Genomic DNA, 18,222 nt, shown 5'->3' with positions numbered 1-18,222 from the left:
TGCGCCGCGCCCCCGGTGGGGCCGGGCGCCCCGTCTCCGTCGACGCCGCGGCTAACGGTCCCGGCCGCACGCGTAGGTCAGCGGGGAGATCAGTTCCTCCGCGTCCGGCAGCCAGCGGTTCGCCGGGGTCGGCCGGCGGACCCACTGCACGGCCCCCCGGGAGCCCACCCGGGTGGGCGGCGCGGCGACGTACGCGCCCTCGCCCAGCGCGAGCAGATCCAGGGACGGCAGCGACCACCCCAGCTTCCGCACCAGGTCCGGCACCTTCGCGCCGGCCCCCGGCAGCACGAAGAAGTGCATCCGCCGGTGGGGAGTCAGCGTGACCGGCCCCAGCGTCAGCTCCATCCGCTCCATCCGGGCGAGGGCCAGGAAGCCCGTGCTCTCCGGAACCGACAGCGTGTCGAACGTCCGTCCCGTCGGCAGCAGGATCGACGCCGCCGGCTGCTGCTGCCACATCCGGCGCACGACGGTCGCGCTGCCGGTCGCCTGGTCGGCCCAGTCGGGGCGGGCGGGGTGCGCCCCCGGCGCGGGGCAGGAGAAGTCACGGCACGAGCAGTGCGGCACCCCGTCGACCGCTTCCAGCCAGGTGCCGGGGATCACGTCCCAGTGCCGTTCCTCGGCGTACCGTACGGCGGTCTCCAGCAGCGATTCCCGCTGCTGCGGGACGTGACCGGCGGTCTGAGTGTCCTGGGCGTCCGTGATCGTCTCTTCCACGTTCCTCTCAACTCCCCCGCCCACCCGGGGTTACGGCCGCGGCGCGCGCGGGGGAGGAGCACCGCTCCGCCGGTCGGGGCGCATGGGTGCACGTGCGGGGGCGCGCGGGAGGAAGCGAGGCGTGGGATGGGTAGCCAAGGAGGGGGGAGGGCACCCGTCATTACCCCGGCAAACCGTACATGTCGTGCATTGACGGTATGTCAGCTGGGCAGTGATCTTCCCGGCCTGAACTTCACGCTCCAGGGGATCGCAACGCAGGGGGTAGCACATGGCCGCAAGGCCGCTCGTGGCGAGGCAGCCGAACGAACGCCTCCAGACACTCATCCAGGAAGCGGGGTGCTCGAACGCCGGGCTGGCCCGGCGGGTCAACATGTGCGGCGCCGAGCACGGTCTCGACCTGCGCTACGACAAGACGTCCGTGGCCCGCTGGCTGCGCGGCCAGCAGCCGCGGGGCCGGGCACCGGCGATCATCGCCGAGGCGCTCGGGCGCAAGCTCGGCCGTACGGTCACGATCGACGAGATCGGCATGGCCCACGGCAAGAACCTCGCCTCGGGCGTCGGTCTCCAGTACTCGCCGACGGTACTGGGAGCCATCGAGCAGGTCTGCGAGCTGTGGCGCAGCGACGTGGGACGCCGGGACTTCCTGTCCGGCTCCTCCGTCGCCGCCTCCGCACTGGTCGAACCCAGCCGCGACTGGCTGATCTCGGCGCCCGACGCCCAGGTCGCCCGGCAGGCGGGCCCGCGCGTGGGCCGGTCCGACGTCGCCGCCGTACGGGCCATGACCCAGTCGCTGACGGACCTCGACCACCAGTACGGCAGCGGGCACGTGCGCCCGGTCGTCGTGCACTACCTGAACAGCGTCGTCTCCGGACTGCTCGCGGGCTCCTACCGGGAGGCCGTCGGACGGGAACTCTTCGCCGCCGTCGCCCGGCTGACCGAACTGGCCGGGTACATGGCCGTCGACACCGGACAACCGGGCCTGGCGCAGCGGTACTACATCCAGTCGCTGCGGCTCGCCCAGGCCGCGGGGGACCGCGGGTACGGCGGTTACGTCCTCGCCGCGTCCATGAGCCACCTCGCCGCACAGCTCGGGAACCCCCGGGAGATCGCCCAGTTGGCGCGGGCGGCGCAGGAGGGGACGCGCGGGCAGGTGACCCCGCGCGTGGAGGCCATGTTCCACGGGGCCGAGGCACGCGGGCACGCCCTGCTCGGCGACGCGCGCGCGGCGCATGCGTCCACCGGCCGGGCGGTCGCGGCGATGGAGCGGGCCGACGGGTCCCGCGACGACGACCCGGTGTGGATCCGGCACTTCGACGAGGCCTACCTCGCCGACGAGTTGGCGCACTGCCACCGTGACCTGGGACAGGCCGAGCAGGCGGCGCGGTACGCCGAGCAGTCGCTGGCCGGGCATCCCGAGTCCCGCGCCCGCCGGCGTGCCATCGGCTATGTGCTGCTGGCCACGGCCCAGGTGCAGCAGCGCGAGATCGAGCAGGCCTGCAGCACGGGCATGAAGGCGGTCGAACTGCTGGAGACCCTGCGGTCCAACCGCGGCGCCGAGTACCTCGACGACCTCCAGCAGCGGCTGGAGCCGTTCCGGGACGAGGCGGTGGTGCGGGAGTTCGGGGCCCGCCTGGAACTCCCGCAGGCCGCGTGAACACCCGCCCGGCCAGGGGGTGAACGGACGGCGAACGGCGGCCGGGCGTGCACCCGGTGCCGTGAGGCGCGCGTCGCCGGCGGCGCTGTTATCGCCGTCACAGGAAAGGAGGTTGCGTCCTGAGCTGCGTGGCACCCGGCTCGGGGGACCCGGTAGCGTGAGCCGACGATTCACAAGGTCCCCCATTAGTAGGAGTCCCGGTGACGCAGAGTGGACAGGGCGAGGAGCCCTCGGCGCGGCCCGCGCGCGAAGGCATCGTGCTGCCCTCCGACGGAGGCGAGCCCCTGCTGCCGGGCGCGACCGGAACGCCCGCCCCCGCGGCCCCGGCCGACGGCCGGGCGTGGGGCGGCTCCCGGGGCCCGGAGCAGCACGCACCCCAGGCGGGCCAGGGGCAGCCCCCGGCGGCCCCCGGGTGGGGCACCCCGGACGGTTCCGGCCCGCAGCCCCCGTCCGCCGGGAACCCGGGCCCGCTGCCCCCCGAGGGCGCCCCGGCCCCGTCGTACGGACAGACCCCGTCCTACGGCGCCCAGCCGCCGTCGTACGGCCCCGGCGGCCAGACCCCGTCGTACGGCGCCCCGGCCGGCCCGGACGCGCAGTACTACGGCGGCCAGGGCGGCCAGGCCGGGCAGCAGTACGGCGGCCAGGGCGGCCAGGCCGGGCAGCAGTACGGCGGCCCGCAGAGCGGTGGCTACGGCGTGCCCGAGCAGCCCGCGTACGGCGCACCCGGCCCCTACGGGCAGCCCCAGCAGCAGCCCCAGTCCTCGCAGTACCCGCAGCAGTACCCGGCGCAGTCCGCCCCCGGCGCGCCGCTGCCGCCCGCCGCCCCGGGCGCCGGGTATCCCGGCGCGGGAAGCCCGCTGCCGCCCACGGCGGACGGCGCCACCCAGTACCTCCCGCCGGTGCCCGCCGGCCCCGCCGACGAGGGTGCCACCCAGTACATCCCGCCCGTCGCGGCGACCCCCGCGGACCAGGCCGCCACCCAGTACCTCCCGCCGGTGCCGCCCGAGTCGGCCGGCGAGCAGACGCGGTACCTCGGCCACGGGCCCCGGCCCGCGGCGCCCGCGCACTCCGACGCGGAGGCCACGCAGTACATCCCGCCGTACGCCGGTCAGGCCCAGGCGGCCGGCGGGGACCGGCAGCCGCCCGCCGAGTTCGACAACCTCTTCCGCGGCGGCCCGGCGGGCGACGACGGCCCGGCCGGGTCCACCCAGCAGCTGCCGCGCGTGCCCGACGCCCGCCCCGGCCCGGCGCAGGCCCCTTACCGCCCGGCGCAGCCGTCGTACGGGCCCGAGGCGGACGACGAGGGCGGGCGGGGCCGGAGCCGGTCGCGGCTGCCGCTCATCGCCGCCATAGGCATCGGCCTGATCGTGCTCGGCGTGGGCGCCGGCGCGCTGCTGAGCGGCGGGGGCGGCAAGGACGGGGGCACCGACGACAAGACGGCCGCCACGGCGTCCCCCACCACCCAGGGCTCCGCCTCGCCCACCGTCGACGCCGCCCGGCAGCAGGCGGTCGACCTGGACAAGCTGCTCGCGGACAGCGGCAGCAGCCGTGCCTCGGTGATCCAGTCGGTGACCGACGTCCGGCAGTGCGACAACCTCGACCAGGCCGCCGCCGGCCTGCGGGACGCGGCCAAGCAGCGCGGCGGGCTGGTCACCCGGCTCGGCACGCTGTCCGTCGACAAGCTGCCGGGCAGCGGCGACCTGACGGCCGCGCTGACCAGAGCCTGGCAGGCGTCCGCCGCGGCCGACAACCACTACGCGGCGTGGGCCGACCAGGCCAAGGGCCGCAAGATCTGTCACAAGGGCCACGCCCGCACCACGGGTGAGACCCTGGCCGGCAACCGGGAGAGCGGCACCGCCAGCGCGCAGAAGGCGAAGGCGGCGGCGCTGTGGAACGCGATCGCGCGCAAGTACGGCCTGACCCAGCGCCAGCCCACCCAGCTGTGACCGGCCGACGGGTCCCGGCCGCCGGACCCGTCATGGCACGTCGGCGTGCTCCAGGGTCGATGTCATGTCGGTGGTCCCGCTGTCGCCGCCGACGCCCTTGCGGGCCGCGACCAGCCTGCCGTCCCGGACGACCTGGAGGGTGACGTCGGCGTTGACCAGCCGAGGGAAGCCGACCGCGGCGAGCCTGCTCTCGTAGGGCCAGCGCAGGGTCGGGGTGAGGCCGCCGGTGGAGACGCGCAGGCCGCCACCGAGGGTGCGCCGCACGGTGTCGGCGCTCACCTCGCCGTCGCCGATCCGCTCCAGGGCGGCCCTGAGGACGGTGTAGGCGATCCAGGTGGTCTGCACGCCGGCGTCCGCGGGGTCGATGCGGTTGTCGCCGAAGGCCTCCTCGTTGATCACCTTCTTCATCGGGGCCCACCGCGGGTCGGAGGCGACCGGGTACCAACCGGTGATGTACGACCCCTCGTACGGCCCCGACGCCCCGCCGGTGGCGTCGATCACGGTCTGGTCGACGCTGCCCAGCACGGTCGCCGTGCGCACCCGCGGGAAGTCGTCGCGGGCCCGCCGGAAGGAGTCCATGAAGGTGTCGGTGCGGTCCCCGAGCGCGGGCACCACACAGCCCTTGCCCGCCGTGTCCCGGGTGGCGAACCGCAGCGCCCGCTCGGCCTGGCCGCCGTACTCGGTGGCGTCCTCCGCGGCCAGCTGGTCGCCGGCGTCCCGGTGTCCGGCCGCCCGCAGCCCCGAGTCGAGCATCGTGGGCAGCTGGTCGCCGGCGATGCTGTCGGGACGGACCAGGGCGATATTGGCGCACGCGTCCGCGAGGGCCTCGCCGAGACCGGCCAGGAGGGCGGGCTGGCCGCCGTTGACCGGATAGGACATGGCGCCGGTGAACTCGTCGTTGGTGACGCCGTAGCCGCCGATGTAGGGGATGCCGGCGCCCTCCAGCGGGGCGAGGAAGGAGTCGCCGAACTGGCTGTAGGAGCCGACGACCGCGACCACGTTCTCGTCCACCGCCCGCCGCGCGCACTTCGCGGCGCCCACGCTGTCGTTGTGGTCGTTGCAGGTCAGCACCTGGAGCCGGCGGCCGTGGATGCCGCCGCGTGCGTTGATCCACCGGGCGTAGGCGCGGGCCATCGCCGGCATGCCGGGCTTGTTGGTCGCGTCGGTGTCCTGCGGCGCCCAGGTCATCACCTTGACCGGGCCGTCCCCCGAGCCCCCCGTGGCACCGGGGACGACCCCGCACGCGGCGGTGAGCGACGTACACAGAGCCATGGCGCCCGCCGCGAGGGCGGTGGCTCTGACAGCACGGGACGGTGCGGAAGGAAAGGTGCTGCGGGTGCGTCGCCTGCCGGTCATGCGCACACACGATTCCCTCACACCGCTAACCCGGAAGTGACCCACGGTCGACAAAGGGTGACAGTGCGATGAATTGCGGGGGCCGGTGGGACCCGCGGCGGGCGGAACGTACGATCGATGACCGTGCAAGGTTCGGAGAACACTTCCCGTCGCGGCCGTCGCTCCTCCACCATGGGCGGCATGCCCCTGAACGACATGCCGTGGTGGCGGTGGCGCAGCAACGTGCGCTCGGCGCTGCACATGCTCTCCGACCCGGTGTTCCAGCGGGACGTCTGGCTGGCCGGCCTGGACGGCTTCGGTGACGTCACCGACGCCGTGTACCGGCTGGTGGAGGACACCTGGCTGGACAACTGGTCCGCGGAGAAGTACGTCGGCACCGTCTTCCGCGACTCGCAGGAGGCGGCGCTCGTCGACACCGCCGTGCTGCGGGTGCTCCGGATCATGCACCAGGTCGGGCCGGACGCGCCGGTCGCCGCGTACCTGGAGCACGCCGGGTGGCCGGAGGCGGTGCGGGCGGCCCGCGACGCGCACGTGCGGATGTCGGTGAGCGACGGTGACGACCCGGACACGCCTCCGAAGAGCCTGGAGTTCCTGCGCATCCAGACCCGGAGCGCGTAGCGCGGGTCCGGCTGGCGGACGGCCGGGGGCGGCGGGCCGCCGGTATGGGACCCTGTGGTGCATGAACGAGCAGTCCGCCTCCTCGGCCGCCGCGCCGGCCGACCAGTACGTCCTCACGCTCTCCTGCCCGGACAAGCAGGGCATCGTGCACGCCGTGTCCAGCTACCTGTTCATGACGGGTTGCAACATCGAGGACAGCCAGCAGTTCGGCGACCACGACACGGGTCTGTTCTTCATGCGCGTCCACTTCTCGGCCGAGGCGCCGGTGACGGTGGAGAAGCTCCGGGCGAGCTTCGCCGCGATCGGTGACTCCTTCCACATGGACTGGCAGATCCACCGGGCCGACCAGAAGATGCGGATCCTGCTGATGGTCAGCAAGTTCGGGCACTGCCTGAACGACCTGCTGTTCCGTGCGCGGATCGGGGCGCTGCCCGTGGACATCGTCGGAGTGGTGTCGAATCACACCGAGTTCCAGGAACTGGTGGGTTCGTACAACATCCCCTTCCACCACATTCCGGTGACGAAGGAGAACAAGGCGGAGGGCGAGGGCAAGCTGCTCCGGATCGTTCGCGAGGAGAACGTCGAACTCGTCGTCCTCGCCCGCTACATGCAGGTCCTCTCGGACGACCTCTGCAAGCAGCTCAACGGGCGGATCATCAACATCCACCACTCCTTCCTGCCGAGCTTCAAGGGCGCGAAGCCCTACCACCAGGCGCACGCGCGGGGCGTGAAGCTGATCGGGGCGACGGCGCACTACGTCACCGCCGACCTCGACGAGGGGCCGATCATCGAGCAGGAGGTCGAGCGCGTCGGGCACGACGTGACGCCGGACCAGCTCGTGGCCGTCGGACGGGACGTGGAGTGCCAGGCGCTGGCACGGGCCGTCAAGTGGCACGCCGAGCGCAGGATCCTGCTCAACGGCCGGCGGACGGTCGTCTTCGCCTAGGGCTCGTCGTTCGGATCATGCCGGGCTGGCGGGCCTGATCCGGCCTGATCCGAACGACACACGCGGGCCACGGACACGACCCGGGCGCCGCCGCGGTCACTCGGCGACCGTGAAGTAGCGCGCGAACGCCGGCACGATCTCCGCCTCGCCGACGCTGCCGTCGCCGTCGGTGTCGAGGGCGGCGACGACCTGCCGGGCGACCTCGTCCGGCACGCGCAGGACCCGCAGCACGCGCGCGGTGTCGGCGGTGCCCAGCCGGCCGTCGTCGTCGGCGCCGGCCACGGCCAGGGCGGCGTGCAGGAAGGGGCGGGCGATCTCGGCGAAGCGGCCGGGGTTGTCCCGCAGCCGCTTGACCGCCCCGGTGACGAACTCCTCGCGGGTGATGCGCTGGTCGCCGTCCCGGTCGGCGATGCCGGCCATGCCCTGCCAGAACGCCTCCGCGCCGGCGTACAGCGCCTGTCCCCGGTCGGAGCGGGCGGGCACGGTGAACTCGGCGAGCAGGGCCTTGGCCGCCGCGTTGAAGTCCGCGCGGTCGATGGAGCCGTTGCCGTCCTGGTCGAAGGTGGCGAACCGGGCGGCGATCCTGCGCTCGTACTCGGTGCTGACCATGTCTGTTCGGGCCGCCTTACGTGTGGGTCGTCCATGTGGGCCGCGCCTGTCGGTGGGGCCGGCCTGGCAGGGAGCGTACGACGCGGGTGGCCGCGGGGTGGCGGGAAACCGGCAGTTGTGCCAAGACCGGGGGAATTCCGGGACGACGGTGCGGCCGAGTCACCCGGCCGTGCGGGTCGTTCAGGCGGAGAGGGGGCCGGCCTCGTCGGTGGTCGCCGTGTCGAGGTCGGGGCGGACGTCGAAGAGGCGGCGGACGCCGAGCGCGCCGAGGACGCGGTTGACGTGCGAGCCGTCCTCCGCGCCGCGGTCGGGCAGGATCAGCCGGAGCCGGCCCTGGCAGGAGCGGATCAGCCGGCGGGACGCGATGAGCACGCCGACCCCGCTGGAGTCGCAGAAGAAGACGTCGGAGAGGTCCACGACCAGGCTGTGGTGTCCCTCGGCGACGACGTCGTGCACCCGCTGGCGCAGCAACGGGGAGGTCATCAGGTCCAGCTCCCCGGAGACCCGGAGCACGGCCCACTCGCCCTGCTCGACGCCGGTCACGTTGAATGCCACGGCCCTGCCCCTCCGTTCGCCGGATCTCCCGGAACCGCCCGGAACCGGAAGCAGTTCCTACGTTCGCTTCGGGGCGGCTGCCCAGCGGCCGTTCCCTGAAACGCGAAGGGGTAAACGGCAGGTGATCGACAAGAGGCTTATTTCGGTCACCAACGATCATGTTCGATCAGATTCGCGCGCGGCAGGCGTGAAGGATATGTGAAGAGGGCACTATCACCTGCGGTGCACCGGGGGGCGCACATTGACACAAAGGGGCGTGCACTGCCGGACGTGCCGACTACATTCGGGACGGCAGGGACGACAGGCTGGTCGGGCCGGACACGCGCGAGGGGAGGGGACGGCATGGCCGGGAAGGACGTACCACCCCGCTGGGACCGGAAGATGCAGCAGCGGCTCGCCCGCGGTGAGGCCGCGGCCCTCGGCGAGCTGTACGACCGGTTCGCCTCTCTCGTGCACGGCCTCGCCCATCGCGTCCTCGGCGCCGAGGAGGCCGCCGACGCCGTCACCCGCGAGGTCTTCGCCCACGTCTGGGAACACCCCGAGACCTACGACCCCGGGCAGGGGCCCCTGCGCACCTGGATCGCCGACCTCACCCACCGGGCCGCCGTCCGGCGGCTGCGCGACCGGGAGGAACGGGAGCGGTCGCGGCCCGAGGAACTGGAGAACACCGTCCGCCGTGCCTCGGTCGCCGCCCGCGCCGACTACATCGTCCACTCCATGCCGGCCCCGCTGCGCGCCGCCCTGGACCTCGCCTACTCCCGGCGCCGTGACTACCGCCAGACCGCGGCCGACCTCGGCGTCACCGAGGAGGAGGCCCGCCGCCGGCTCCGCCTCGGCCTCCAGCTGCTGTCCACCGCCCACGACGCCGGGACACCGCCGGAACACGGAGGTGCGGCGTGAGCGGCGCGGACCGGTCCGAGGCGCACGACGACCGCGCGGCGGGGGAGCGGCACGCGCGCGAGCCCGAGGGCGAACCGCCGGACGGCGGCACCGGCGCCGACCCCGGACGCCCGGCCCACCACGGCACGGACGCCGGGGGCGGCGCGGGGAGCACGGCGCCCGGCGCCGGCGGTTCTGGGGGCGGTGCGGGGGACGCGCCGCACGGCACCGGCCCCGCCCGGCAGCCCCGCATACCCACGCCCCGCGCGTCCGTCGAGGACGGCGGCCTCCCGCTGCCCGGCCTCAGCGACCCGGCGGACCACACCCCCGCGGACCATGCCCCCGCCCCGCCCGGCCTGTCGCACGGTGTCCTGAAGTCGCTCCTCGGCGCCTGGGCGCTGGCCGCCTGCTCGGCGGCGGAGACGGCGGCCGTCGAGGAACACCTGGGCGACTGCGGCGGCTGCGCCGACGAGGCCCGCCGGCTGCGCGAGGCGGTCGGCCTGCTGTACCAGCCGGAGAGCCTCGACCTGAACCCCGCACTGCGCACCCGCGTCCTGAAGGGCTGCCTGAGCCGCCGGCCCCCGCGTATCCCGGTGCCCGACTGGGCCGTGCCCTACGACGCCGAGACCGCCCGCCTGGACGCGCTGCTCCAGGACTTCGGCGACGCGGAGTGGCACGCGCCGGTGCGACTGCGCTGGTTCGACGACGACCGCCCGACGAGCCGCCGTACGACCGTCGCCGGGGTCATCGCGCACCTGCTGTCGGTCGACGGGCTGGTCGCGACGGCACTCGGCCTGGAGGACCCGCTCCCCGCCGCACCCGGGCGGGGTGACGGCGCCGCCGGCCCGGCCGGGCGCACGGAGGCGTACTGGCGGGCCTCCCGGTTCCCGCCGACCCGCACGGTGCGCGGGCCCTGGCGGGAGCAGAGCCACGGCCTGGTGCGGACGGTGTCCTTCACGGGCAGCCACGCCGGCGGACTGCCGGTGGCGTACGGCGACTTCGCCCTGCCCCTGCACGACGCGATGCTGGACCGCGCCTTCGAGTGCTGGGTGCACGCAGCGGACATCGCGGAGGCGGTGCACTACCCGTACGAGCCGCCGGCCCCCCACCACCTCAACCGGATGATCGACCTCGCGGCCCGGCTGCTGCCGGCGGTACTCGCCGAACGCCGCCGCGCGGGCCTGTCCGCACCGGGTGACCGGACACCCCACCTGGTCCCGGCCGGCGCCCCCGGACGCAGCCTGCGCCTGGAGATCGAGGGCGCGGGCGGCGGCGAGTGGCTGATCGCGCTCGACTCACCGGCGGCGGTGGGCTCCGCCGACCACGAGGTGGCCCACGTCGCCCTGGACGGCGTGGAGTTCTGCCACCTGGCCGCGGGCCACATCTCCCCGGAGGACGCCGCGGCGGGCCAGCACGGCGACCGCCGGGCGGTCAGGGACGTACTCTTCGCCACGGCAAGCCTGAGCCGGATGTGACCGGAAGCAATGGGGGACATCTTCATGGGCCGTCCGTCCGGCGAGCTGTTCCGGCCCGCGCCGCCGTGACCGCGTCGGTCCTGGCCCTCGCGTCCTGCAACCAGGGTCCCGGTCGGTCACGCTGTCGGTCGGTCCACACTCGCCAGGGCGCCACGGGCGTTCTCGCCCGGCGGATCAACACCCTCTGACCGCCACGGCCGGGGTGGTCAGAGGCTGAGACGAGCCGGAAGCTTTGGCCTTGGATGTCGCGGATCGTGGCGTGTCGGCATCACGGAGCGTTGATACCGGGTTGTGTCCATACCGCGACTTGTCACGGCCTGGAGTCGAGCGTCCGCTCCGGTACCTTGTGCGGGATGCGAGTGGCTGCGCGGACGAGCCGGGCCGGTGATGCCCCTGGGGCGACGCCGGGCCGTGCGGTGCGCGCCGCTGCTGGCGGGGCGGTCGGCCCTTCGGGCGCCGCCTGTTCGACTCCCCGGCACGAGCGTCGCACAGTATGCCTCACGCGTACTCCTTCGCGCGGGAATATGCCCGAAGCGCTTGTTGGGGTGACTGTACGTCAACCATGCTGTCTCGCACGGGAGTCACACAACGTGACCCTTGCTCTGGCCGTTGTCCTGGCCATGCAGAAAATGGCTACGATCGTGGCCCTCGTCGTGATCGCCGCCGCGGCTGACGCCGTGACGCGCGGCCGGCGCGGGGTCATGTGTCCGCCGGTTCGGATGGTGTGAGCGGTGCAGGTGCTTCAAGTGCAGCTGGAGATCCGGCCCGACCCCGCGGAGGTGGGACGGGCCAGGAAGTGGGCCCGCTCGCGGCTCGCCGGGTCGGGGATAACGGCCGACGAACCGCTGGCCGAGACCCTGATCCTGCTCGTCTCCGAGCTGGTGACCAACGCCGTGGTGCACACCGGCCGTCCGGCCGTGCTGCGCCTCTGCCTGCCGGGCCCGGTGGCCGGGAAGACCGCGTCGGCCACGGTGCGGGTGGAGGTGGCCGACACCAGTTCCCGCGCACCCGTGCCCCGTTGCGTCGGCGGCAACGCCACCGGTGGCCGCGGCCTGGCCCTCGTGGACTGTCTCGCCGACCGCTGGGGCTGGAGTCCCGACGGTGCCGGGAAGAGTGTCTGGTGCGAACTGGACCGCTGTTCCAAGCCGCGGGACAGTGCGGCGATGGCGTACGGGGGCGCACTGCCCGCGTACGACGGCTTCGCGTTCGAGGCGGTGTAATCCGCCTGCGCGGTGATGCGCCGGCGGTGCACCCGTGCGCGGGGTGGGCGCACAGGGCGCGGACAGCCCGCGGCCGTACCGGCGTTGACGTCCGCCGGCTCTCTTACCAGGCTGGTGGGCGTCGATCCGCCGCGAGGGGACGGCGAGGGCCCGGGTGACGGCGGCCCTCGCCGAGCGTGGGTCGCATCGGAGGGCGGCGCGCGCGAGACGCTTGGGGGCGCGCCGCCGACCGCACCCCGGCGACCGCGTCCCGCCGACCGCCCCCCCGGCTGCGCCCCGGCGACCGCATCGCCGACCGCACCCCGGCGACCGCGCCTCCCCGCCCACGACCCGGCGACCGCATCCCGTCAACCGCACGTCGCCGACCACGCCCCGCCAACCGCGCCTCCCCGGCCGCGCCCCGGCCTCCGCCCCCCTGCCGTCATGCGTGTGCCGGGCGCGGGGCCGGCGTCCCAGGGGCGCCGCCGGTGCCGCCGGTGATCACCGTCGGCACGCCGCACGCGCGCCGTCTCGTTTCTCCACAGGCTGTGGACAACTTTTGGCCGTGCGGCGGAGCGGTGCTCACGTCCGGGTGCCGCCACCCGCCCGGAACGTCCGCCGGTACGCCGTCGGCGTCACCCCCAGCGCCTGCTGGAGGTGCTGCCGCATCGACTGGGCCGTGCCGAAGCCCGCGTCCCGCGCCACCTGGTCCATGGACAGACCGGTGGATTCCAGCAGATGCCGGGCGCGTTCCACGCGCTGCCGGGTGAGCCACTGGCCGGGACTGACGCCGACCTCCTCCCGGAAGCGACGGGTGAACGTGCGTACCGACATGGCTTCCTGGCCGGCCATGTCCCGCAGCTGGATCGGTTCGTGCAGCCGGGTCAGCGCCCAGGCGCGGGCGGCGGCCGTCGTGGACACCTGCGGGTCGGGGACGGGGCGGTGGATGTACTGGGCCTGGCCGCCGTCGCGGTGGGGCGGTACGACCGTGCTCCGGGCGACCTCGTTGGCGACGGCCGTGCCGAAGTCGCGGCGGACCATGTGCAGGCACAGGTCGATCCCGGCGGCCACGCCGGCCGAGGTGAGCACGTCGCCGTCATCGACGAACAGCACGTCCGCGTCCACCCGGATCCGCGGGAACAGCCGCTGGAGGTGCTCCGCGTGCGCCCAGTGCGTGGTCGCCGGGCGCCCGTCGAGGTAGCCGGCGGCGGCGAGGACATAGACGCCGGTGCAGATGGAGGCGAGCCGGGTGCCGGGACGGACGCGGGCGAGGGCGGCGGCCAGGTCGTCGGTGAGCCGGCCCTCGTCGTGGACCGGGCCCAGTTCGTACGACGCCGGGACGATCACCGTGTCGGCCGTGGCCAGCGCCTCGGGGCCGTGGGCGACGTGCACGGCGAAGTCGGCGTCCGTCTCGACCGGGCCGGGCGGCCGCACGGAGCAGGTCACGACCTCGTACAGGTGCCGCCCCCGTGCGTCCCGCGGGCGGCCGAAGATCCGGTGCGGGATGCCGAGTTCGAAGGGCAGCAGGCCGTCCAGGGCCAGGACGGCGATCCGGTGCGGCCGGGAATCCCCTGTGGGCGTCATGGCCCGATCCTAGTGAAGGCTGTCCTCCGGGCCACTCGTCGCCCGCGCGCGGGAACCCCAGGCTGGGTGACGTGACTCGGACAAGCCCAGCCCCCGCCCCGGACGCCGTCCCCGCCCCGGACGCCGTCCCCGCCCCGGACGCCGTCCCCGCCCCCGTCCAGGCCCCGCCCACCCGGCACCACCGCGTGCACCGCGCCTGGTTCGTCGCCGCGGTCACTTTCGTCACGATCATCGGCGCGGCGGCCTTCCGCTCCCTGCCCGGCCTGCTCATCGACCCGCTGAACCAGGAGTTCGGCTGGTCGCGCGGCACGATCGGCGCTGCCGTCTCCCTCAATCTCGCGCTGTACGGCCTCACCGCGCCGTTCGCCGCCGCGCTCATGGACCGCTTCGGCATCCGGCGCGTGGTCGCCCTCGCGCTCCTCGTGATCGCGGCCGGCTCCGGGCTGACGGTGTGGATGACGGCGGCCTGGCAACTGTGGCTGTGCTGGGGACTGCTGGTCGGCCTCGGCACCGGCTCCATGGCGCTGGCCTTCGCCGCGACCGTGACCAACCGCTGGTTCACCGAGCGGCGCGGCCTGGTCAGCGGCATCCTCACCGCGGCCTCCGCCTCCGGACAGCTGGTCTTCCTGCCGCTGCTGTCGCGGATCGTCGAGCGGCACCACTGGCGTCCCGCCGCGGTGACCGTCGCCCTGGCCGCGCTCGCGGTGGTGCCCTTCGTCTGGCTGCTGCTGCGCGACCACCCGGCCGACGTGGGCGCGGCACCGTACGGGGCGCGGGAGTTCGTGCCGAAGCCGCCGCCCGTCACCGGTGCCGCCCGCCGCACGCTCGCCGTCCTGTCCGCCGCCGTCCGGACGGGCACCTTCTGGCTGCTCGCCGGCACCTTCGCGATCTGCGGAGCCTCCACCAACGGGCTGATCCAGACCCACTTCGTGCCCGCCGAGCACGACCACGGGATGCCCGTGACGACGGCGGCCTCGCTGCTCGCGGTGATCGGAGTGTTCGACGTCGTCGGCACGATCGCCTCCGGCTGGTTCACCGACCGCTTCGAACCGCGCCGCCTGCTCGCCGTCTACTACGCCCTGCGCGGCCTGTCGCTGCTGTTCCTGCCGATGCTGCTGGGGCCCGCCGTGCACCCGCCGATGCTCTTCTTCATCGTCTTCTACGGCCTGGACTGGGTGGCCACCGTCCCGCCCACCCTGGCCCTGTGCCGCGAGCGGTTCGGCGAGGACAGCGCCATCGTCTTCGGCTGGGTCCTCGCCTCCCACCAGATCGGCGCGGCCCTCGTCGCCTACCTGGGCGGCCTCGCCCATGACGTCCTCGGCTCCTACGACCTGGTCTGGTACGCCTCCGGCACCCTGTGCGCGGCGGCGGCCCTCATGTCCCTGGTCATCCGCCGCACCCCGGGCGCCCGCACGGTCGCCGCGTGAGGGCGCCCGGCGGGGTCACCGCGGGGCGGAGAGGCTCTTGGCGACGGCCCGTGCGATCCGGCGCGCGTCGATCGCCAGCTCCCGCAGCATCCCGCTGATCGGGTTGGTGAAGCCGGTGAAGTACAGGCCGGGCGCCTGCGCGGGCGTGCGGCCGCCGTGCACCACCGGCCGCCCGCGTTCGTCCAGCACACCGAGGTGCCCGACGAGCCCCTCCAGCGCCCGGACGTACCCCGTTGCCGCGATCACCGCGTCGGTGGTGATCCGGCTGCCGTCGGCGAGGACACCTTCCCGTCGTCGAACGCCTCGACGGCGGCGACGATCTCCACCTTGCCCCGGCGCACGGCGTCGGTCAGGCCGACGTCCTGGACCGGGATCGCGCCCTGCCGCACCCTGCTGTACAGGCCGGTGCCGGGGCGCGGCAGCCCGTGCGCGGACAGGTCCGGGGTACTGAGCCGGGTCACCGGCCCGGCGAGCAGGTCCACGAGCCGCACCGGCAGCCGCCGGACCAGTACGCCCGTGTACTGAGCGGCCCAGCCGAGGGTCGACCGGCGCAGGATGTGCGGCGCCGTGCGCACCGCCAGCCGCACCCGCGCGGCTCCGCCCTCCACCAGGTCGACGGCGATCTCCGCGCCGGTGTTGCCGATGCCGACGACGAGTACGTCCCGGCCGGTGTACGGCCCGGCGGTGCGGTAGTCGCCCGCGTGCAGGAACTCCCCGGTGTACGTCTCGCGGCCGGGCCAGTCGGGGACCCGCGGGGTGTGGTTGTAACCGGTGGCGACGACCACCGCGCTGCCGGTCAGCTCCCGGCCGCCGGAGGCGTGCAGCAGCCACCCGGTGCCGTCCCCGGTCCGCTCGACGCGGTGCACCTCCACCCCGGTGACGATCTCCAGCCGGTGGTGTTCGGCGTACTTCTCCAGGTAGCGCACCACGTTGTCCCGGGCCACCCAGCGCCCGAACCGGCGGGGGACGGCGAGGCCGGGCAGCGCGGACAGCCGCCGGGTGGTGTGCAGCCGCAGCCGGTCGTAGTGCCGGCGCCAGGAGGCGCCCACCTGGTCGGACTTCTCCAGCACCACGGCCCGTACGCCCCGTGCCCGCAGCGCGTGGGCGGCGGCCAGGCCGCCCGGACCCGCGCCGATGACGTAGACCGGGCGGTCGGCGGGGGTCGGCGAGAGGGGGACGGGGGAGGGGCGGGAGGCGGCCATGAGCGGGAGCGTAACCACCCACCAGATTGATGGGTCTCGGTCAAGACCGGAATCGGTTGCGACTTGATCACGGGACCCGGTCCGCAGCGTGCCCGCAGCCGCCCGCACGCCCCGGCGCACCCGTCCTTCAGCGCGCGGCCGGCGCCCTCACGGCCACAGCAGGCCCCTGCTCCAGCCGAACCCCGTGCTGCGGTACTCCAGCCGGACGTGCTGCCGTCGCGCGTCCCCCTGGAAGAACTCCACCGTCTCCGGGCGGACCCGGTACAGCGTCCAGGTCGGCGACGGCTCGTCCGGGTTCTCCCGCGCCCTCTCCCACGCCGCCTCGGAGGCCTCCCGCAGCTCGGCCGCCGAGGACAGTTCCTCGCTCTGCCGCCCGGTCAGCGCGGCGGCCAGCGCGCCCGTGGAGCGCGCGTGCAGATCGGCCTGGCTCTCCGGCGACGGCGCCGCCGCCACCGGCCCCCGCAGCCGCACCTGCCGTCCGAGCACCGGCCAGTAGAAGGTGAGGGCGGCGTACGGCCGGACGCTCAGGTCGCGGCCCTTGCGGCTCGTGGCGTGCGTGGCGAAGGACCAGCCGTCCGCGTCGGCGCCGTGCAGCATCACGATCCGCGCATCCGGCCGGCCCTCCTCGTCCGCGGTCGCCAGCGTCATGGTGTGCGGCTCCGGCTGCCCCGCCGCCACCGCCTCCGCGAACCAGTCCGTGAACAGGGTCAGCGGGGTGGGAGGGGCCGTGTCCGGATCGAAGGGCCGCAGCTCCGTCACCGCGGGGTCCCAGACGCGCAGCGAGCGGAGGAGTGTGTGGAGATCCTTTTGTGCCATGGGGCGAGTATCACCGGTGGGCGCGGTCTCACTCCCGCACGGCACCACCGCCCCCGGGGCACCCCGTGGCGCGGGGACCCTAGAGCGTCGCGAGCCGTTCCACCAGCAGCAGAGCGCCGATGCCCAGCATCGCCGCTCCGGAGGTGCGGGTCACCGCGCGCGCCGCCGCCGGGCGGGCGGCGAGCAGGGTGCGGGCGAGGACGCCGACGGTGAGATAGACGGCCGCGCAGCACGCCATGTGGAGCAGCCCGAGTGCCGCCGTCTGCGCGGGGACGGGGAGGTGAGCGCCCCGCAGCGTGAGGAACTGGGGGAGGACCGAGAGGTAGAGCAGCAAGCCCTTGGGGTTGAGGCCGCTGATCGCCGCGCCGCGCAGGAACGGCCGGCCGGCGGGCGGGGGAGTGCCGGCGGCACCGGGGACCGCCGGGCGGCGCAGGACGCCCCAGCCCAGCCACAGCAGATAGCCGGCGCCGGCCACGGTCAGCGCCGTCAGCAGCCGGGGGGAGCCGGCCACCAGTACCGCCAGGCCGGCCGCCGCCAGGGTCGTGTGCAGGGCGTATCCGCAGACCAGGCCCGCCACCGCGCGGGGGACCGGGCTGCCGCGCAGGGCGCCCGCGATGACGTACGCCCAGTCGGCGCCCGGTACGCACACCAGCAGCAGGTCCACCACGAGGAAGGAGAAGAGCAGTCCCGAGTCCATGCCGGGGACATTAGGCGCGAATGGCCCGAAAGTGTTCCCGAAGTTTGCTCATGATCGCGCGGTCTGAGCAAATATTTTCTTCATGGACGACGTGGACCGAAAAATCCTTGCGGAGCTGCAACAGGACGGGCGGCTGACCGTGACCGAGCTGGCGGCCCGGGTGCGGCTGAGCGTCTCGCCCTGCCACCGGCGGCTGCGGGAGCTGGAGCGGTCCGGCGCCATCCAGGGCTACCGCGCGGTGGTGGACGCGGCGGCGCTCGGGCTGAACTTCGAGGCGCTGGTCTTCGTGTCCATGCGGCAGGAGGACCGGGACACGGTCGCCGGGTTCGAGCGGGCGGTCGGTGAGCTGGAGCATGTGCTGGACGCCCAGCGGCTCTTCGGGGAGCCGGACTATCTGCTCCGGGTCGCCACCGCCGACCTGGCCGCCTTCCAGCGGCTGTACGACGAGCGGCTGGCGACCCTGCCGGGGGTGCAGCGGCTGACGTCGACGCTGGTGATGAAACACGTGGTGCGGGACCGGCCGTTGCCGGCATGACGGAACAGGC

At 74.4% G+C, this 18,222-nt stretch carries 16 protein-coding genes and 1 pseudogene; 9 read left to right on the top strand and 8 right to left on the bottom strand.

Annotated elements, in window-relative coordinates; genetic code table 11:
- Window positions 1-51: 51 nt before the first annotated feature.
- Window positions 52-714: a bifunctional DNA primase/polymerase gene (locus ACGFT1_RS22210; protein WP_373910666.1), complete on the bottom strand. Its 663-nt coding sequence runs from the start codon at window positions 712-714 to the stop codon at window positions 52-54.
- Window positions 715-982: 268 nt separating this feature from the next.
- Between ACGFT1_RS22210 and ACGFT1_RS22205 the strand changes: the two genes are divergently transcribed.
- Window positions 983-2,368 (top strand): transcriptional regulator, encoded by a 1,386-nt coding sequence (locus tag ACGFT1_RS22205; protein WP_373910665.1) that lies wholly within the window; start codon window positions 983-985, stop codon window positions 2,366-2,368.
- A gap of 200 nt (window positions 2,369-2,568) precedes the next feature.
- A complete protein-coding gene (locus ACGFT1_RS22200) occupies window positions 2,569-4,314 on the top strand; it encodes a hypothetical protein (RefSeq protein WP_373910664.1) in 1,746 nt (581 codons plus the stop codon).
- A 30-nt stretch (window positions 4,315-4,344) separates the two neighbouring features.
- Here the strand turns inward: ACGFT1_RS22200 and ACGFT1_RS22195 are convergent, their stop codons facing one another.
- On the bottom strand, window positions 4,345-5,670 hold the full coding sequence (locus ACGFT1_RS22195) for an ABC transporter substrate-binding protein (protein WP_373910663.1): 1,326 nt from the start codon (window positions 5,668-5,670) through the stop codon (window positions 4,345-4,347).
- 117 nt (window positions 5,671-5,787) lie between these two features.
- Between ACGFT1_RS22195 and ACGFT1_RS22190 the strand changes: the two genes are divergently transcribed.
- On the top strand, window positions 5,788-6,288 hold the full coding sequence (locus ACGFT1_RS22190) for a hypothetical protein (RefSeq protein WP_373910662.1): 501 nt from the start codon (window positions 5,788-5,790) through the stop codon (window positions 6,286-6,288).
- A 61-nt stretch (window positions 6,289-6,349) separates the two neighbouring features.
- Entirely contained in the window at window positions 6,350-7,234 is an 885-nt protein-coding gene (gene purU, locus ACGFT1_RS22185; RefSeq protein WP_373910661.1) for a formyltetrahydrofolate deformylase, read from the top strand.
- Window positions 7,235-7,330: 96 nt separating this feature from the next.
- Here the strand turns inward: purU and ACGFT1_RS22180 are convergent, their stop codons facing one another.
- Both ACGFT1_RS22180 and ACGFT1_RS22175 read right to left on the bottom strand, forming a co-directional pair.
- Window positions 7,331-7,843 carry an EF-hand domain-containing protein gene (locus tag ACGFT1_RS22180; protein ID WP_373910660.1) on the bottom strand — a complete coding sequence of 171 codons (513 nt, stop codon included), beginning with the start codon at window positions 7,841-7,843 and terminating at the stop codon, window positions 7,331-7,333.
- A 180-nt stretch (window positions 7,844-8,023) separates the two neighbouring features.
- Complete coding sequence (locus ACGFT1_RS22175; RefSeq protein WP_361987134.1) at window positions 8,024-8,398, bottom strand: STAS domain-containing protein; 375 nt, start codon at window positions 8,396-8,398, stop codon at window positions 8,024-8,026.
- Window positions 8,399-8,740: 342 nt separating this feature from the next.
- Between ACGFT1_RS22175 and ACGFT1_RS22170 the strand changes: the two genes are divergently transcribed.
- The 3 genes from ACGFT1_RS22170 (at window position 8,741) to ACGFT1_RS22160 (ending at window position 11,972) form a co-directional block, all read left to right on the top strand.
- On the top strand, window positions 8,741-9,298 hold the full coding sequence (locus tag ACGFT1_RS22170; RefSeq protein ID WP_373910659.1) for a sigma-70 family RNA polymerase sigma factor: 558 nt from the start codon (window positions 8,741-8,743) through the stop codon (window positions 9,296-9,298).
- Window positions 9,295-10,752: an MDMPI N domain containing protein gene (locus ACGFT1_RS22165; protein WP_373910658.1), complete on the top strand. Its 1,458-nt coding sequence runs from the start codon at window positions 9,295-9,297 to the stop codon at window positions 10,750-10,752. The genes ACGFT1_RS22170 and ACGFT1_RS22165 overlap by 4 nt, the downstream gene beginning before the upstream one ends.
- A 746-nt stretch (window positions 10,753-11,498) precedes the next feature.
- Complete coding sequence (locus ACGFT1_RS22160; protein ID WP_373910758.1) at window positions 11,499-11,972, top strand: ATP-binding protein; 474 nt, start codon at window positions 11,499-11,501, stop codon at window positions 11,970-11,972.
- A gap of 561 nt (window positions 11,973-12,533) precedes the next feature.
- On the opposite strand, the gene ACGFT1_RS22155 is transcribed toward ACGFT1_RS22160, so the two are convergent.
- On the bottom strand, window positions 12,534-13,535 hold the full coding sequence (locus ACGFT1_RS22155) for a GlxA family transcriptional regulator (RefSeq protein WP_373910657.1): 1,002 nt from the start codon (window positions 13,533-13,535) through the stop codon (window positions 12,534-12,536).
- A gap of 71 nt (window positions 13,536-13,606) precedes the next feature.
- Between ACGFT1_RS22155 and ACGFT1_RS22150 the strand changes: the two genes are divergently transcribed.
- Window positions 13,607-14,962 carry an MFS transporter gene (locus ACGFT1_RS22150; RefSeq protein WP_373910656.1) on the top strand — a complete coding sequence of 452 codons (1,356 nt, stop codon included), beginning with the start codon at window positions 13,607-13,609 and terminating at the stop codon, window positions 14,960-14,962.
- A 15-nt stretch (window positions 14,963-14,977) separates the two neighbouring features.
- Here ACGFT1_RS22150 and ACGFT1_RS22145 read toward each other — a convergent pair.
- The 3 genes and pseudogenes from ACGFT1_RS22145 to ACGFT1_RS22135 form a co-directional block, all read right to left on the bottom strand.
- A pseudogene (locus tag ACGFT1_RS22145) lies at window positions 14,978-16,164 on the bottom strand (flavin-containing monooxygenase).
- Window positions 16,165-16,311: 147 nt separating this feature from the next.
- A complete protein-coding gene (locus tag ACGFT1_RS22140) occupies window positions 16,312-16,980 on the bottom strand; it encodes a pyridoxal 5'-phosphate synthase (RefSeq protein ID WP_373910655.1) in 669 nt (222 codons plus the stop codon).
- 79 nt (window positions 16,981-17,059) lie between these two features.
- Window positions 17,060-17,677, bottom strand: a complete 618-nt coding sequence (locus tag ACGFT1_RS22135; protein WP_373910654.1) for a LysE family translocator — start codon at window positions 17,675-17,677, stop codon at window positions 17,060-17,062.
- Between the two features lie 82 nt (window positions 17,678-17,759).
- Between ACGFT1_RS22135 and ACGFT1_RS22130 the strand changes: the two genes are divergently transcribed.
- Entirely contained in the window at window positions 17,760-18,212 is a 453-nt protein-coding gene (locus ACGFT1_RS22130) for an Lrp/AsnC family transcriptional regulator (RefSeq protein WP_360083516.1), read from the top strand.
- Window positions 18,213-18,222: the final 10 nt, after the last annotated feature.

Source organism: Streptomyces sp. Y20 (genome assembly GCF_043195475.1).
Classification (GTDB): domain Bacteria; phylum Actinomycetota; class Actinomycetes; order Streptomycetales; family Streptomycetaceae; genus Streptomyces.
The sequence above is the reverse complement of the archived record's forward strand: the minus strand, read 5'-3'. Positions and strand labels throughout refer to the sequence as shown.

Excerpts from the sequence above, each read along its gene's own strand:
- ACGFT1_RS22190 (WP_373910662.1), top strand. The coding sequence starts at position 5,788 with ATGACCGTGCAAGGTTCGGAGAACACTTCCCGTCGCGGCCGTCGCTCC.
- purU (WP_373910661.1), top strand. The coding sequence starts at position 6,350 with ATGAACGAGCAGTCCGCCTCCTCGGCCGCCGCGCCGGCCGACCAGTAC.
- ACGFT1_RS22135 (WP_373910654.1), bottom strand. The coding sequence starts at position 17,677 with ATGGACTCGGGACTGCTCTTCTCCTTCCTCGTGGTGGACCTGCTGCTG.
- ACGFT1_RS22140 (WP_373910655.1), bottom strand. The coding sequence starts at position 16,980 with ATGGCACAAAAGGATCTCCACACACTCCTCCGCTCGCTGCGCGTCTGG.
- ACGFT1_RS22195 (WP_373910663.1), bottom strand. The coding sequence starts at position 5,670 with ATGACCGGCAGGCGACGCACCCGCAGCACCTTTCCTTCCGCACCGTCC.
- ACGFT1_RS22205 (WP_373910665.1), top strand. The coding sequence starts at position 983 with ATGGCCGCAAGGCCGCTCGTGGCGAGGCAGCCGAACGAACGCCTCCAG.
- ACGFT1_RS22130 (WP_360083516.1), top strand. The coding sequence starts at position 17,760 with ATGGACGACGTGGACCGAAAAATCCTTGCGGAGCTGCAACAGGACGGG.
- ACGFT1_RS22180 (WP_373910660.1), bottom strand. The coding sequence starts at position 7,843 with ATGGTCAGCACCGAGTACGAGCGCAGGATCGCCGCCCGGTTCGCCACC.
- ACGFT1_RS22155 (WP_373910657.1), bottom strand. The coding sequence starts at position 13,535 with ATGACGCCCACAGGGGATTCCCGGCCGCACCGGATCGCCGTCCTGGCC.
- ACGFT1_RS22170 (WP_373910659.1), top strand. The coding sequence starts at position 8,741 with ATGGCCGGGAAGGACGTACCACCCCGCTGGGACCGGAAGATGCAGCAG.